The 16263-nt window shown below is 41.8% G+C and carries 13 protein-coding genes; 8 read left to right on the top strand and 5 right to left on the bottom strand.

Annotation, left to right across the window (positions count from 1 at the left end; genetic code table 11):
- Nucleotides 1–96 precede the first annotated feature (96 nt).
- From ANSO36C_RS02380 to ANSO36C_RS02370, 3 genes are all read left to right on the top strand, one after another.
- Nucleotides 97–1269, top strand: a complete 1173-nt coding sequence (locus ANSO36C_RS02380) for an AAA family ATPase (RefSeq protein ID WP_251958223.1) — start codon at nucleotides 97–99, stop codon at nucleotides 1267–1269.
- A gap of 11 nt (nucleotides 1270–1280) precedes the next feature.
- Complete coding sequence (locus ANSO36C_RS02375) at nucleotides 1281–1865, top strand: DUF4276 family protein (RefSeq protein ID WP_251958222.1); 585 nt, start codon at nucleotides 1281–1283, stop codon at nucleotides 1863–1865.
- A 132-nt stretch (nucleotides 1866–1997) separates the two neighbouring features.
- The gene (locus tag ANSO36C_RS02370) at nucleotides 1998–2165 is read left to right on the top strand and encodes an NUDIX hydrolase N-terminal domain-containing protein (protein ID WP_410174669.1); all 168 of its coding nucleotides are present in this window, start codon (nucleotides 1998–2000) and stop codon (nucleotides 2163–2165) included.
- Here the strand turns inward: ANSO36C_RS02370 and ANSO36C_RS02365 are convergent.
- The 3 genes from ANSO36C_RS02365 to ANSO36C_RS02355 form a co-directional block, all read right to left on the bottom strand.
- Complete coding sequence (locus ANSO36C_RS02365) at nucleotides 2155–2892, bottom strand: hypothetical protein (RefSeq protein WP_251958221.1); 738 nt, start codon at nucleotides 2890–2892, stop codon at nucleotides 2155–2157. The genes ANSO36C_RS02370 and ANSO36C_RS02365 overlap by 11 nt on opposite strands.
- A gap of 194 nt (nucleotides 2893–3086) precedes the next feature.
- Nucleotides 3087–5255: a serine/threonine-protein kinase gene (locus ANSO36C_RS02360; protein ID WP_251958220.1), complete on the bottom strand. Its 2169-nt coding sequence runs from the start codon at nucleotides 5253–5255 to the stop codon at nucleotides 3087–3089.
- Nucleotides 5256–5305: 50 nt separating this feature from the next.
- The gene (locus tag ANSO36C_RS02355) at nucleotides 5306–7000 is read right to left on the bottom strand and encodes a serine/threonine-protein kinase (protein WP_251958219.1); all 1695 of its coding nucleotides are present in this window, start codon (nucleotides 6998–7000) and stop codon (nucleotides 5306–5308) included.
- A gap of 153 nt (nucleotides 7001–7153) precedes the next feature.
- On the opposite strand from ANSO36C_RS02355, the gene ANSO36C_RS02350 reads away from it, so the two are divergent.
- The 3 genes from ANSO36C_RS02350 to ANSO36C_RS02345 all read left to right on the top strand — a co-directional run bounded on the left by ANSO36C_RS02350 (nucleotide 7154) and on the right by ANSO36C_RS02345 (nucleotide 10037).
- A complete protein-coding gene (locus ANSO36C_RS02350) occupies nucleotides 7154–8677 on the top strand; it encodes a phenylacetate--CoA ligase family protein (RefSeq protein ID WP_251958218.1) in 1524 nt (507 codons plus the stop codon).
- A gap of 227 nt (nucleotides 8678–8904) precedes the next feature.
- Nucleotides 8905–9219: a transposase gene (locus ANSO36C_RS34700; protein WP_410174703.1), complete on the top strand. Its 315-nt coding sequence runs from the start codon at nucleotides 8905–8907 to the stop codon at nucleotides 9217–9219.
- Between the two features lie 167 nt (nucleotides 9220–9386).
- Entirely contained in the window at nucleotides 9387–10037 is a 651-nt protein-coding gene (locus ANSO36C_RS02345; protein WP_251958217.1) for a hypothetical protein, read from the top strand.
- A gap of 51 nt (nucleotides 10038–10088) precedes the next feature.
- Here ANSO36C_RS02345 and cax read toward each other — a convergent pair whose 3' ends face one another.
- Nucleotides 10089–11210 (bottom strand): calcium/proton exchanger, encoded by a 1122-nt coding sequence (gene cax / locus ANSO36C_RS02340; RefSeq protein ID WP_251958216.1) that lies wholly within the window; start codon nucleotides 11208–11210, stop codon nucleotides 10089–10091.
- A gap of 389 nt (nucleotides 11211–11599) precedes the next feature.
- On the opposite strand from cax, the gene ANSO36C_RS02335 reads away from it, so the two are divergent.
- Complete coding sequence (locus ANSO36C_RS02335; RefSeq protein ID WP_251958215.1) at nucleotides 11600–11878, top strand: hypothetical protein; 279 nt, start codon at nucleotides 11600–11602, stop codon at nucleotides 11876–11878.
- A complete protein-coding gene (locus tag ANSO36C_RS02330; RefSeq protein ID WP_190959222.1) occupies nucleotides 11871–12134 on the top strand; it encodes a type II toxin-antitoxin system RelE family toxin in 264 nt (87 codons plus the stop codon). Before ANSO36C_RS02335 ends, ANSO36C_RS02330 begins: the two co-directional genes overlap by 8 nt.
- A 316-nt stretch (nucleotides 12135–12450) precedes the next feature.
- Here ANSO36C_RS02330 and ANSO36C_RS02325 read toward each other — a convergent pair whose 3' ends face one another.
- On the bottom strand, nucleotides 12451–16149 hold the full coding sequence (locus tag ANSO36C_RS02325; RefSeq protein WP_251958214.1) for a HEAT repeat domain-containing protein: 3699 nt from the start codon (nucleotides 16147–16149) through the stop codon (nucleotides 12451–12453).
- Nucleotides 16150–16263: the final 114 nt, after the last annotated feature.

Here is a 16263-nt window from a genome sequence, read left to right as displayed (position 1 = left end):
ATTGCAAATTTAGTAGGGGCACAGTGTACTGTGCCCTTGCTATTTTTGTTAATATTTCTGCAACCATGCGACCAAAGTTATGGAAGTGATTTTTTAATGGCAAGAATTGAAGAAATTTCAGTTAAAAACTATAGAGTTCTCCAAGATGTCACCCTAAAAGATATCAAACCTTTTTCCGTTTTTCTTGGCCCTAATGGTAGTGGCAAGACTACTTTTTTTGATGTGATTGGTTTTCTTTCAGATTGCCTTACTACTAATGTTCGCAAAGCATTAGAAAAGCGAGGGAGATTTCAAGAAGTTATCTCCCGTGATTGTCAAGGTAAAGAAATTAAAATTGTAATTCAGTATCGTGAAGATAATAACTCTCCTAAAATCACCTATACAGTTGCTATCGCTTTACAAAATGGAGCGCCAATTGTTTCAAGAGAAACTCTCAAATGGAGACGTGGATCTCATGGACAACCATTTGATTTTCTTAAATTTGAAAATGGTGGAGGTGAAGTAATTAGTGGTGAAAATCCCGAAATTAATGATAAAAGAATTCACTATCAAATGGATGACCCCAGTTCCTTAGCTATTAAAACTATAGGTCAATTATCAGATAACCCACGTATTGCTAGTTTGCGCCGTTTTATTGAGGGATGGTTTCTCTCTTATTTCATACCAGATCAAGCTCGTCAGCTAGCAACTGCTGGTGCAATGGAACATCTTTCTCGTGAAGGGGACAATATAGCGAATGTAGTTCAATACCTTGCTGATGAACATCCAGAAACTTTATCCAAAATTTTGAAGTTACTGGCTAGCCGTGTTCCCCAGTTAGAAAAAGTGGAATCAGAGCCAACAATTGATGGGAGACTGGCTCTTCTATTTAAAGATGCACCATTTAATAAACCATTTTTAGCAAGGTTTTCCTCAGATGGGACACTAAAACTACTAGCATATTTAATATTATTAAATGACCCTAATCCTCCTCAGTTACTTTGCATTGAAGAACCAGAGAATGGACTGCACCATAGACTTCTTGATTCTTTGAGTGAGGAAGCTCAGGCTTACTCGCAACGCGCACAAGTATTTGTCTCTACCCACTCGCCATTTTTTGTGAACACAATAAAAGATGCTAGACAACTCTGGATTTTCCAACGCGATGAGAAGGGTTATGCAACTGTTACAAGGGCTGACCAAATCCATGATGCCAAATATTTTATAGAATCCCAAGCAGGCTTAGGTGATCTCTGGTCTGAGGGATATCTTAGAGGATTACCTTACTAGTAGTAGCAATTATGCATATAGAGTTTTTAGTAGAAGAGCCTTCAACTGAAGTTGCTTTAAATTTTATTGTACCTAAAATCATAGGTAATACTCATACGCTGAAAATTCATAACTTTCAAAATAAAGATAGACTTTTAAAAAGACTGCCTGAGCGGATGAAAGCTTATGCTAACTTTGTGCCAGATGACTGGCGGATTGTAATTTTAGTAGATGAAGATAGATGTGATTGCCAAGAATTAAAGAGAAAACTTTGCGATGCTAGCAGTGTTGTGACTAAACAGAAAGGAAATATTGTTCTCCATAGAATTGCTGTAGAAGAACTGGAGTCATGGTTTATAGGTGATGTGACAGCAATTAGGGCTGAATATGAAAAGATTCCTATTTCTTTATGCCAACAAGCCAAATTTCGGAATCCAGATACTATCAAAGGTGGTACATGGGAGCAACTAGATAAGATCCTCAAAAAATATGGCTATCAGACAGGTTTACAAAAAATCGACTTTGCTGAGAAAGTTTCTCCCCACATGGATGTAGAAAACAACCTCTCTAAAAGTTTTCAGATTTTTCGAGATGGACTAAGAAGCATCATCAAATAAAATTTATTAATCAGTTACTTGTTTGCACTAACTTATACAAAATGAGAAAAAACTGTGGAAACCAAATGGTTGGAATGGGCGCAAAAGTTACAAGCGTAGATGCGTTGGCGAAGCCTCTCGAAGAGAAGCAGCTTGTCGTCAGACATCGCTCAAAATGGTTTGACTTATTCTGAGGGCGTTTATGATATTGAACGTTACAAACAATTACGAGCGATCGCCACACAAATGATGGCGACTTATTCAAATGTAAAACACAACTATATCCTCGATTTATTTAGCCATATAACCACTAAAGATTAGTTTTCCATTGAATTTCAGGTAAGGCTAACGGCGACTGATTGCTTTTTGACTGTGCCCAAACATCATTCAATATAAAATTTAGTGAGTTTGCTTGATTGCTAATTGGGGCAGACAAAATGTAATTGATTTTGACTTGACCTTGTGGAAGTATAGTTTTGCTAAGACCCGTGCCATACATCGCTAAACGGTCTAAATCATAAATGTTTCCAGAATCATCAGAAATATCAAGGTCGTGGATAGAAATATTAACAGATTGAGCTGCGGTATTATTAGTAAGCAAAAGCGTAAACTTATTACTGCCACGCTCTAAGTCTGTTATTGTTGCTTGCAGCTGAATATTTGAAGTAGTTTTTTCTAAAGAAGGCGGCTGTAGAAATGATCTACTGCCAAAAGGGGTATTAAGCTTAGGAGAACAAATAATTGTGGCTTCTTTACCTTTAACCACAATATTCTTACAATCACCGTCTGCTGATTTTTGAGAAACATCAAAACTAAGTTGATTACCATTTGCTATTTCCGCAGGACTTGGTTTAGGGGTTTCCGTTTCCGAAAGACTTGACGAAGTAGTTACCTGCGGGTTTGTCTTATCTGGAGAACTTTGCATAACTTTGAGCGAGTCGGATACCCTACCCGTCCCCCAAATAGCAGTTAAGATACCTGCTACAGCTATAAGAAAGGCGGTAACTCCCACCAATAATTTAGCTGTGTTGCTTGGTTTTAATGACATAAAAATATGCTGGTAAAGAAGCAGAAAGATAACTAATCCCCATCGGGAAACTGCACATTTCTAAAAATGATTCTTTTTACTGGCTTAAAGCTGCGATCGCAACGCCAATTATTCATAGTATTTATAGCAAATTCCTCTCCGATTTAGGTAAAATTTTTTAGATCGGTACGTACAGCATCGCGTTTGCAGAATTTTTAATTATTCTGGGGAGTTGTCTCAGCAGTAGGTGTCGCTGTAGGTTCAGGTGTAGGGGTTTCTATAGGAGTGGGCGTAAAAGTAGGGGTGGGAGTTGGTGTCGGCGTGGATGTTTCCGTAGGCGTAGGTGTTGGTGATGGGGGAAGTGTGAGATTTTCTGCTGTAATGCTGAGTTGATAATCTACTGGTTTTGATGCTTTGGAAACCACGACAAACTCGTAAAATCCGTTTTCTGATAATTTAGTTGACAAACTACGCTGGGTAGAATCTTCTAACAAGCGAATTTTGCCAGAGGGTGAATAGACTGATAACAAAATTTGGGAATTTGCTTGTAGTTTCAAGTCCAGAGATTGGTCTTTGGCTAGTTCAGCAATAAATACTTTGCCGCCACCAGGTTGGAGAGTACCGCTGACTGTTTTACCAGTAGCCCCCGCATCAAAAACAAGTTTCTGGAAAGCGCTACCGGCGAGGATAGCATTGAGTTGATCGCTAACAAATCCGTACCAAACTTGGCCAATGGGCTGATCCTGGAAATTTTTACCTTGTTGCTCCGGGAATACACTTAAAAAAGCTGCATCTCCTAAATCATATAAAGAACGACTACCAACGTTGATTTTGTTGACTTCCACTTTCCAGCGATCGCGTTCAGCAGTTGTGTAAGTACCCAGTTGTCGGCGTGCATTAGAACTCAGTGGCGCTAGCTTTTCTAGTAATTCTGAGGCTGTTTTATCCCATTCTGCCCGCAAACCCTCATCTTCTAGGCCATCGCTGAGAGTGCGTCCCCGTAAACTGGGATTTCTATCCCAAAAAACTTGATTCACTAAGTTCACATAGAAGTTAGAGTTAATACCCAATTGTTCACGGCGATCGCTCAATCTTTCTTTACGCTGCCGTTCTGCTGGCGAATATTGCGCTAAAGGATCAGTCGGTTGTTCACTGGTTGGAATGGGGCTAGCTGTAGGATTCGGTTCGACTTCCCCAACATTGCGGCTGTTATTTACTCCCCACAAAATTAATCCAACACTACTCGCTGCTAGTGCCGCCACAAGAAAGGTTTTTGTTGGTGTCCACCAAGAAGGAGGGGGGGGAGACGAAGGATATGTAGCTTTAGCTTCCTGCTGTCTGGGGGCTGGGGCAGGTGGGGAGATGGCAATGGTAGCGGATGTAGGTTGTGGCGGAGTGGGGTATTGAGTTGGGGGAAAATTAGCTGGGGGCTGGTTAATAGCTTGGAGGACTTGACGGGCTGATTGATAGCGATCGCTTGGTCTAGCAGATAGCATTTTATCTAATACTTGCCCCAAAATTGGACTTAGACTTATTTCCCGTCGCCACTGCCAGGTGAGATTGTAGGTATCAATTAGTTCTTGCGGTTGCTTTCCTGTCAGTAAAACCAACATTGTTGCAGCCAAAGCATACAAGTCGCTGTGAGGAGACACTAACCCAGTTTGCATCTGTTCTGCGGGAGCGAATCCTATTTTACCCAATAGGGTTGGCGATGGTGAAGATGCAACTACGCCGGGTTGATAATATTCGGAAGCAACGGTTGCTGCTACTTGTTTGACACCGCCAAAATCAATTAACACTGGCACTTTGTCAACGGTGCGAAGCATTAAGTTATCTGGAGAAATATCTCGATGAATTACTCCCAGAGAGTGTATATATTCCAATACTGGCAAAATTTGCTGCAACAGTTGGCGCACTTCTGCTTCTGTAAAGCGCAAACCCTGCTTTATCCGAGCATCTAACAAAGAATTGTAAGTTTCCCCTTCGACATAATCTTGCACCAAAAATAGATATTCTTTGCCCCCTAAGTTCAGCCGCAGCAGTTCCCGGAAGCGGGGAATTTGCGGATGTTGCAGTTTATAAAGAACACTCGCTTCTCTCTCAAACAGTTCTTCAGCTTTTTGGACAACGTAAGCGGTTTGAACTTGGGGGGAAAATTCTTTTAAAACGCAAAGTTCGCGGAAACGGTTGATATCCTCAGCTAAATAAGTGCGTCCAAAGCCACCTTGGCCAATTTGACGCACAATCACATAGCGATCGCTTAAAGTTAGTCCCGGTTGGATACTATAACTCATGGACGTATCCAACAATTTTTCACCGCACTGGAGACAAAAGCGACTACCTGGGGAATTTTCATGTCCTTTAGAACAATATAATTTTGTCATTTGTCATTTGTTATTAGTTACTCTTCCCCAGTCTCCAGTCCCCAGTCCCCTTATTTGCCAGATCGTACATTACTGACTTGATCAGCAGCGATCGCATACCAAATTTGACCGAAAGTCTGTTGATTGAGTTTATTACGCTGCTGATCGGGAAACAAACGATCAAATTTTTCGTTTGTGTCTTTTGTCAGCTGATCAATTGTATACTTCCCAAACTCACCCGATCGCGCAAGTCGTCTCCATGTTTCGTAATCTTGTTCAGTATACTTACCCAACTTCCGACGAGATGCTGTACTGAGGTTAGCCTGTTCTAGTTTATTCAATAAATCGTTAGCGATACCAGACCATTCATTTCGTAAACCAGCATCTTCAGGTTTAGATGTCAGGCTACGCCCCTTTAATTGCGGTTTTTTTGTATAAAATAAATTATCTACGAAGGGAATAAAAAATCCTTCAGTAATTTCTAGCTCTTGACGACGATTAATAATTTTCTGGAGATCGCTATTTTTTCCTTTTTCCCCGTCTGGCTTACCGCCCGGCAATTGGGGAATTTGCGGTAATGAAATTGAGGGAATGGTGATTGAAGTTACACCCCGAATGACTGCATTTACTACTGCCCAAGCACCTGCGCCAGTTAAGACAACTAAAGCCGTCCCTCCTAAACTCATCACAAAAGGGCGAATCCAAACAGGGAAAGATATCGGTTTAGATATGGCTTGCGTTTTGCTCTGAAATTTACTCATAACAGCACTGGCGCGTTGTCTTCCTGGAGCAACTACCATCGTGTTGATCTTGCTAGTAATATAATTACCTGGGGATTTCGCCGCACTTGCCGATGGTAAATCTCTGAGGATTTGCTCGGCTCGTTGGTAGCGATCGCTCGGTTTATAAGCCAGCATCTTTTTTAACACAGCCTCCAATTGGGGACTAACTCGGATTTCCTTTCCCCAACCCCAAATTCCCTGATAGCTGTCGTATAATTTTTGCGGTTCTTTGCCAGTTAGCAACACCAATGCCGTCACTGCCAAAGAGTATAAATCACTACTAAAAAATGCTTTACCTTGCCGTAGCTGTTCCTCTGGAGCGTAGCCCTTTTTACCCAGCAAGGTGTTATTTCCAACTAACTTAGTGCGCCAAAAACCTTGAGAAGCTGGCAATTGTTTGACACCACCAAAATCAATCAGCACTGGTAGATTATCAGAACGCCGCCAAATCAGATTATCGGGAGAGATATCACGGTGAACTACATCTCGTGAGTGGATGTAGGATAAAACAGGTAAAATCTGTTGCAACAGAGTGATGACTTCCTCTTCACTAAAAGTTTTTCCTTGAGTTTCACGCTGTTCTAATAATTGGTAGTAATTATCACCATCCACATAATCTTGCACTAGAAAGAAAAAATCTTTAGTGCCTATATTCACTTGTAGCGAGGCGTGAAAACGCGGAATTTGTGGATGCTGGAGTTTTTTCAGAACATTTGCTTCTCGCTCAAATAACTCTTTAGCTTTTTGTAAATCTTGATGTTCTTGTACTTGGGGTGCAAATTCTTTCAGCACACAGGTTTGATGAGCTTTATTTCTATCCTCCGCCAAATAGGTGCGTCCAAAGCCACCCTGCCCTAAATGACGGATAATTTGATAGCGATTATCAACCACCTGTCCCACAGCAAGAGGTAATGGCTCACCACAATGCGTGCAAAAGCGGTTCCCACCATTATTTGTGTGTTGTTTACTGCAATAGAGCTGCATGGTGCCCAAGGATAAATTAAGGTTTTATTGAATAACTACAACGCGTATACCCTCATTTTCGGATATCCTACGAATTACGTTAGCGACGCGTCATTACGAATTACGAATTATTTTAACGGTGTTGGTTTTACTTCAGGATAAACAACAAGCGTCATGAACCCGAAATCAAGACAGCAGCAAGTAATTAAAGCATTTGAAGATTTTTTGTCTACCCCCCTAGAAACGCTACTGCAACGGCATCTCAACACTCAAACTTCGACAGCTTTGAGTTTATTTCACGATGTGGCGGCTAATGTACCAGCCTACAAGGCTTTTTTAGCAGAAAGGGAAATTGATCCCGCGACTATTCAAAGCTTAGAGGAGTTTCAAAAACTACCAGCGATCGCTAAACAAAATTATATACTGCGCTATCCTTTGGCTGACTTGTGCCGCAACGGACAATTAGAAGCGTGCGATATGATAGCTGCTTCTTCCGGTTCTAGTGGTAAACCGACATTTTGGCCTCGTTTTTTCACAGATGAACTCCAAATCGCCACACGCTTTGAACAGATTTTTCACGATAGTTTTTACACAGATACCAGACGTACCCTAGCAGTGATTTGTTTCACTTTGGGCACTTGGGTAGGTGGAATGTTTACCACTAATTGCTGTCGTTATCTTGCTAGCAAAGGTTATCCCATCACCGTAATTACTCCTGGTAACAACAAAGAAGAAATCTTGCGAGTTGTCCAAGAATTAGGTTCAGCTTTTGAACAAGTGGTGTTATTGGGATACCCGCCATTTTTGAAAGATGTGATTGATAGTGGTATCGCTCGCGGTGTGGAGTGGCAGCAATATCAGATTAAATTAGTGATGGCGGGAGAAGTATTTAGTGAAGAATGGCGGAGTTTGGTTGGTGAAAGAGTCGGTTCACAAAATCCTTGCTATGATTTTGCATCACTCTACGGCACTGCGGATGCGGGAGTTTTAGGCAATGAAACACCGTTAAGTATCTGCATTCGCCGTTTTTTGGCAGAAAATCCCGATGCAGCTAGAGCTTTATTTGGGGAATCGCGTTTACCCACCTTAGTACAATACGATCCCTTCACTCGCTTTTTTGAAGTTCAAGATGGCGGATTGCTGTTTTCAGGAGATAACGGTATTCCCTTAGTGCGTTATGACATCTTGGATACTGGTGGGATAATTAGTTATGATGCCATGCTGCAATTTTTAGCAGAATGGGGATTTGATCCTGTTGCAGCGTTAGAAAACTCCCCACTCCCCACTCCCCACTCCCCTAGAGGTATTCATCAGCTACCTTTCGTTTATGTCTTCGGTCGTTCTAACTTTACAGTTTCCTACTTTGGCGCAAATATCTATCCCGAAAATGTGACGGTGGGATTAGAACAACCAGGAATTCAAGAATGGGTGACGGGTAAATTTGTATTGCAAGTGAAGGAAGATGCAGACAAGAACCGATTTTTATCCGTGGTTGTGGAATTAGGAGCAGGGGTAGAGGGTAGTGAAGATCGAAGAATTGCGATCGCATCTTCTATTCTTTCACAACTGCTCCGCCTAAATAGCGAGTTTGCTAATTATGTTCCCGCAGAATATCAAACACCACAAGTTACATTAGTCCCAATGGGTGATTTTGAATATTTCCCGATTGGGGTAAAACATCGTTATACCCGTCAATAGAGTTTGCTTTATAGTGTCATCAAGCTTTAGGCACTTCCATTTAAAAAAATATCTAATTTAGTAGGGTGTATTAGCGCAGTTGACAAATAAAATCCGGTATGAGTGATGTAAACTTCTCAGGATACTAGAGTCCCCATTCGTTCGTGCAAACGCCACAGATGTGGAAGGGAGCAGTCGTAGTAATGGATAATTTGTCGGTACATCAAGCCCAGGCAATTTGAGATGTCATTGACGCTCTCGGTGCAAGGGTTGTCTTTCTACCCCCTTATTCACCGGATTTGTCCCCGATTGAATTGTGTTGGTCAAAACTCAAACAGTTAGAACTTACGCAAAATATCTCTCAAACTCTGATTTCTCCGTGTCCTCTGTGCCTCTGTGGTTCGTTATTCCATAACTCGTGCGTAAGTCCTAACAGTGTTTGCGTGCTGCTTTCATCTCGAACCTACGAGTCACTTAATCAAGTTTTAACGCAAATTGTTACTGAGCAAATTTCGTCCGATGATGCTTGGGGCTGGTTTGCTCACTGTAGTCTATTCATTTGAAAACCGCTGTAACCCAAATCTAGAATACTACCTGAATTTGCAGCTTGTAAACTTGTCTCTACGTGTGAAGAATTATTACCTGTTTTCATAGATATACGTGGATTGCTATATACTCCCTGTGAATTCGTTGTTTAACAAGTAATACTTACAATTAGAATTGAAACGCAATGATTAAGAGTCCATCTACTACATGGTTATCCTGTGCAGCTCTTACGCTACTCGGTTTTGCAGCCGATGTTCCAGAAGCGATCGCACAGACTATCTACCCATTTGAGGCTGTCTACAATGTTGAAATTACAAATATACCAATTGCCCCAAATATTTTCGAGTCAACGGATGTAGGCAAAAGTGTTGATGCCCCATATGGTTTAACTAACCTGACGAATCTAACCTACGCTGAATTTGACCCTGCGACTAGTGTATTTAGATTCAGTTCAGACCCAGCAGCGTTTAATTTAGAAGGCTTACCAGTTAGCACTTTCTCTTTATTTAGTAGTGGAAGCGATCGAGTTTTTGGAAGCATTGTTGGTAGTGCTTCGCTTGACTTTGAAAATTTTGTCGGAACAGGTTCTTCTACCATAACTATCACTGGTGGTGAAGGTAGATTCATTGGTGCTACTGGCATACTAAACTTATCAGAGAGTGATACTTTTACTTCAGACCCAACTGCTCCTATAAACTCCAAGTTTACAATCAGTGGTTCGTTCCAAACACCTCAAGCAGTGCCAGAACCGGAAACTAATGCAACACTCATTGGTATAGGTGCAGTCTCTGTTGGTTTTCTGTTAAGCCGACGCAACAACAAAGCTGCTGCATAAAGAAGCAAAAGTAATCTGCCATCCATAACAGCGCCATTGCCCAATTAGTACTCAAACTGGATGGAAGTAGAAGGCAGCACCCAATATAGCATAGGTTGCTAACAGCAACATCCCCTCTAACCAGTTAGAGCGACCATCCAAACTAATTAAGTTGGCAATGACCACTGCAATGATCACTGCAACAACCTCAAACAAGTTAAAGTTTAAATCCATTGGTTGTCCAATTACCAGCCCAACTAGCACAAGGAGCGGTGCAACCAACAAAGCAACTAGTAGACTCGATCCCATTGCTACAGATACAGCCAAATCCATATTGTTCTTAATCGCCACTCGGACAGCAGTTACATATTCGGCTGCACCTCCAACTAGTGGTAATAAAATTACTCCGGTAAACAAAGGTGTCAATCCTAGTCCTTTTGTTGCTTCTTCAACCGCACCGACAAAAATCTCAGACACGAACGCTATACCAATTGTTGCCACAAGCAAAACACCAACCCAAAGGCTTAAGTTTGGCTTTGAATGTTTATCTTGGTCTGTGGCAGCCTCGTCTTCAGAAGCACCTTCTAGTTCTACAACCCCAACATCGTAAAGGTAGCTGTGAGTCTTCAGCGAGAATAACAGCGTAAAACCATAAACTACAATTAAAATGACTGCTACAAAAATCGACAGATTAGTAATAGCGCTTGGCTCGACGACATTAGATGTAGCAATCACCATTGCAGGCAGGACAATTGCAGTTACTGCTAGTGTCATTGTCGAGCCATTGACTCGCGCTGCCATTGGCTGAAAAGTCTGCTCCTTATAGCGTAACCCTCCTAGCAACATAGATAGCCCCATTACTAGCAGTAGATTACTGATAATAGTCCCAGTTATGCTGGCTTTAACAATATCTACCAAGCCTGCTTTAAGAGCTACTAGAGCAATAATTAGCTCAGTTGCATTACCGAAGACTGCATTTAACAACCCTCCTATAGAAGGCCCTAAAACCACAGCAATTTCTTCTGTCGCCTGACTCAGCCAAACTGCTAACGGAATAATTGCAACTGCTGAAAGTCCAAATACTAGTAATGCATCCCATTCTAACTTTTCTGCGACAATGGCAATAGGAACAAAAACTAGCAAACCAATTGAAATTAGGTTTTTAGTTTGTATATTTTTGAGTGCGATTGACATAAGTATATAACTCTAATAATGGTAACTATCGTTTAATTCATTGAAATAATTGCACATTATAAGCAATTTTCCTTGTCTGTAACAGTTACTAAAGAACTTACAGTATATAGTTTCTTTTTCCTAAAGAATTTTATCTGCTGCGAAAAACTTTGCTAACTGGCTAAAGATGGATGAGGCTGGTAAATAAATTAATCCCTTTGACTGCTGTAATTGCTACTTAGGCAATTAACGATGCCTGCGGCGGGCTACGCCTACGCATTCTCATTCTGATTGCAATATCTGTTTTATTAGGTGCGATCGCCTCTGCCACAGTTTCCTCTAAGATAACCAAAGCACCTGGAAGATTTGATGCATAATAAAAACTAAACCTTGAAATTATGAAGTAGGCAATGAATACTACCGATAATTCTCCGATGGATGATGAATCATCAGCAGATTTGATCACTGTCGCAGAGTTACAGCAACAGCTTAATGACTTACTCCAGCAACTATCTCCAGAGCGATTACAGGCGCTGACTGATTTTGCTGCTTATTTGGCAAATGCTGAAAGCGAAGCTGCAACCCAAGAACTTTTGGCAATTCCTGGATTGTTAGAGCGAGTTAAGCAAAATCAAGTAACGCCTAAAGCCGAATACACCGCCTGGAGAACTCTTCGCTCTGATGTATGAAGTTATTCTTCATCCCGATGTCCAGGAAGTTTATGTCAATGCTGACAAAGCTTTTGCTAAGAAAATTGCTCGATGTTTGCAGCAGTTAGAACAAACTCCTCGATCGCACCCCAACATTAAAGCCTTAAAGGGAGATTATGCAGGTTACTATCGCTACCGAATCGGAGATTACAGGGTAATTTATTCTATAGACGATGAAGTTGTGCAGGTACTTGTTGTGGCGATTGCTCATCGCAGTGAGGTATATAAACCGTAAAGGCGATCGCATTTCCATTCTGTTTACAATATCTCTTTTACTAGGGGCATCGCATTTCTTGGATTGGGGAAATATCAGACGCGATAGATTTACGAGACGTTTACAAGATGCAATGTATCATACCAATTCATTAAAATTATTAAACAGATGTAAACCCTGAAAGGCTAGCTATCTCTAAATTTTTTAATTGCGAATTGCGAATTGCGAATTGCGAATTGGTATCACGTCTTTACAAGGGATTGCTGCTTCCACATTTCGCTTATGTTTTGGCTGGAGGAAGTATTTTTCTTTCCTACTCTCCATCTTTCACTTTCTCTTATTGATGCCAAGCTTGATAAAAAGCTGAGTAGGGCATACTTTGGGCGCACTTCCAGATAACGTTGTAGCACTTATCAAATCGCTCAAAGTCATTTTTGTAAGTTTCAGGTGATAAGTAATCCTTCAATACACTCACAACACTCGCCATCTGTTGCTCTAATATAATTTTCCCTAAGCTTGATGCCGTTTGCATTCGGGTAGAATCATCCAGTTTTGGTTTGCCGATTAACTCCACCAAAGCTGCGATCGCTTTTTCGTTGCCAGAGCCAATTTTCCCTAAGCTTGATACCGCTTCCCATCGGGTATGATAATACAGTTTTGGTTTGCCGATTAACTCTACCAAAGCTGCGATCGCTTTTTCGTTGCCAGAGCCAATTTTTCCTAAGCTTGATGCCGTTTGCATTCGGGTATAATCATCCAGTTTTGGTTTGCCGATTAACTTCACCAAAGCTGCGATCGCTTTTTCGTTGCCAGAGCCAATTTTCCCTAAGCTTGATACCGCTAGCCATCGGATATAATAATCCAGTTTTGATTTGCCGATTAACTTCACCAAATCATCAATCGCTTTTTCGTTGCCAGAGCCAATTTTCTCTAAGCTTGATGCCGCTTCCCATCGGGTAGAATCATCCAGTTGTGGATTGCCGATTAACTCCACCAAAGCTGTGATCGCTTTTTCGTTGCCAAGGTCAATTGCCCCTAAGCTTGATACCGCTAGCCATCGGGTATAATCATCCAGTTCTGGATTGCCGATTAACTCCACCAAAGCTGTGATCGCTTTTTGGTTGCCAGAGCCAATTTTCCCTAAGCTTGATACCGCTTGCCATCGGGTAAAATCATCCAGTTTAGGTTTGCCGATTAACTCCACCAAAGCATCAATCGCTTTTTCGTTGCCAGAGCCAATTTCCCCTAAGCTATATGCTACTTGCCATTGGGTATGATCATTGAGTTGTGGTTTGTCGATTAACTCCACCAAAGCTGTGATCGCTTTTTCGTAGCCAGGGTCAATTTTCCCTAAGCTTGATACCGCTTCCCATCGGGTAGAATCATCCAGGTCTGGATTGCCGATAAACTTCACCAAAGCTGTGATCGCTTTTTCGTTGCCAGAGCCAATTTCCCCTAAGCTTGATGCCGCTTGCATTCGGGTAAAATCATCCAGTTCTGGATTGTCGATTAACTCCACCAAAGCATCAATCGCTTTTTGGTTGCCAGAGCCAATTTTCCCTAAGCTATATGCTACTTGCCATTGGGTATGATCATTGAGTTGTGGTTGGCCGATTAACTCCACCAAAGCTGTGATCGCTTTTTCGTTGCCAGGGTCAATTGCCCCTAAGCTTGATGCCGCTTGCATTCGGGTAGAATGATCCAGTTGTGGATTGCCGATTAACTCCACCAAATCTGCGATCGCTTTTTCGTTGCCAGAGCCAATTTCCCCTAAGCTTGATGCCGCTTCCGTTCGGGTATAATCAGCCAGTTCTGAATTGCGGATTAACTCCACCAAAGCATCAATCGCTTTTTGGTTGCCAGAGCCAATTTTCCCTAAGCTATATGCTACTTGCCATTGGGTATGATCATTGAGTTGTGGTTGGCCGATTAACTCCACCAAGGCAGCGATCGCTTTTATGCGATTTGTCTGAGGTAGTGCTGTCCTTGCTCCCTCTGCGATTGATCTGAGAAATTCTACCCACTCGTTTTGTTCAACCTTAAACTCGCCAAAGCCCCATTTAACAATTTCCGCCACAATAGCATCTGCGTTGACAGAATTTTTCAACTCATCAACCCCCGCAGCAGCGAGAAAATAAGCGCGAAACTCGTAAAATCCCCTTCTGACTCTATCAATAGCTCTGTATTCTCCACACCCATCATCAAATTCCACCAACGCCTGAATAAACTCTTCTTTCTCCTCACTCTCCACATCTTCACATCCCAACCACAGCAAAATCACCTCTTTCCACTGCGGGGCAAAAATGCGATAAACGCCTAGCATGGGGTTGTCGGGAACATGATTCAGAAACTCGTGCCAATCATCGATCGCTAACGCTGCAAAATATTCCTCAAATGTGGGATGGTAGAAGGCGTAAACTTTCTCTATCGTTGCTGATTCCGCAGCCACTCCAACTTCATTTAGCCATCCCAACTTTAACGCTAACCAAAATAAAGAATTTTGCTGTTTTGCATCACCTAATTCCTCACGCACTAACTTATGTGGTAGCCGAAACCGTGACGTTTCTTGGTCGATTGCCCGTTTTGCTAAACGTCCCAACGCTGCGTTTAATTCCTCTTGCTGCTCTTCGGTGGTAGGGAAGCGGTTTTCTTTCCACTTGTAAAACTCTTCCACAAACTGCTGATAAAGTCCGGCTTTAGTTTCCGGTAAACCTTTATCGGAACCTTGCCAAGTGCTACACAACAGCGCTAACCGCAAAGGATTTTTAACTAAATCTTGGATGCGCTGACGTTCAGCTTTATCTAATTCCTGCCATAATCTTTTGCCTTTGTCTACGTCCTTGTTGTGAAACCAACGCCGAATAAACTCTTGCACTTGTTGCGGATATTCAAAATTGAGTAACCGATACGTCTTGAAATCTAACTGATCTAAAGCGCCGCCGTTTACTTCCCAAACATTCATCCGACAAGTCAGCACAACTCGCGCATTTTCGATCCATCCCTCTAACTGCTGGGAAATCTCAGTTAATGGTTGGAATGAAGACATTTCATCTGCTGCATCCAACAACAACCACACACGATTATTCTTATTCTTGAATAATTTTTCTAAAGCGTTTTTGTGTTCTTCTTGTACATCCCTCAATTTTAAAGCATTCTTCAGCCAATCTTGCAGCAGATAATTTTCTACACTCTTTCCTTGCAAGTCTGCCAAAGAAATCCAAATTGGTAAACCCAGATTATTGTTTAATATCCAAAAAGCTATAGTTTGCAACTGAGTAGTTTTTCCCGCACCCGGTTCCCCAATTAAAGCGATGCGGTGTCCTTGAGTTTTACCAACACCATCACGGATAATTTGCTCTAAAAAAGCCTCATGTTCAAATCGCTGCTTCTCTTCATAACTCGGTTCGTAAAGTCGTGAACCTTGTTCTGCGGAAATATCCTCGCTGCACTTCTTCGGTTTGTTACGCTCCACCAATGCTAAAGGTACATGAATTGCCTCTAGCTCAAATTTCATCTCATCATCAGCAAATAGCAACTCATTTGTGGTGAGACGCTTGTGCTTTTCCAGCATGGCGCCGCAGATGTCTTGCCAGTAAGACTCGTCTGATTTCTGGGAATTCGCCTGTAAAGCTTTAGATTTTTCTGGTCTACTGGTTTCCCATGCCTGTTCAACTTGATCCAGGTTCTTTTTTTTATCCTTTGACCACAGTTTCAGCGTGAAGTGCCAAATATCAACACCCTTAGTTTGGGTGCGATTGTCCTCCAGAATCTTTAAAAAGTCTTTTAGCCGACTCAGCGCTTCTCGAATTTGCGTTTTGCTTAACTTGCTTGGATATTTATCTTTTTCTGTCAGATATTCCAAAGCTACCAGGGTTGTCTCAATTATCAGCTTCGGGTTGGTACTATCTTCTGCTTCCCACTTGAACTTAATATCAAATTTACTGTCTTCAAATTCCCAATTAGCGAAATCAAGCAAAGCCTCTAAAAGGCGCTTCACCCGTGCTTTTACCTGAGAACCGTAAGTCTTTTTCGGCATGACAGTCGAAAACAAATTCCAAAAAGTTTGGGGCTACCCCTAATTGAATCTACCACCCCAAACCCATGTATTCCTGATTTTAACGAGATTTTATCCGCCTTGATTGCGTTCACC

Source organism: Nostoc cf. commune SO-36 (assembly GCF_023734775.1).
GTDB classification, from domain to species: Bacteria; Cyanobacteriota; Cyanobacteriia; order Cyanobacteriales; family Nostocaceae; genus Nostoc; species Nostoc commune_A.
The sequence above is the reverse complement of the archived record's forward strand: the minus strand, read 5'-3'. Positions and strand labels throughout refer to the sequence as shown.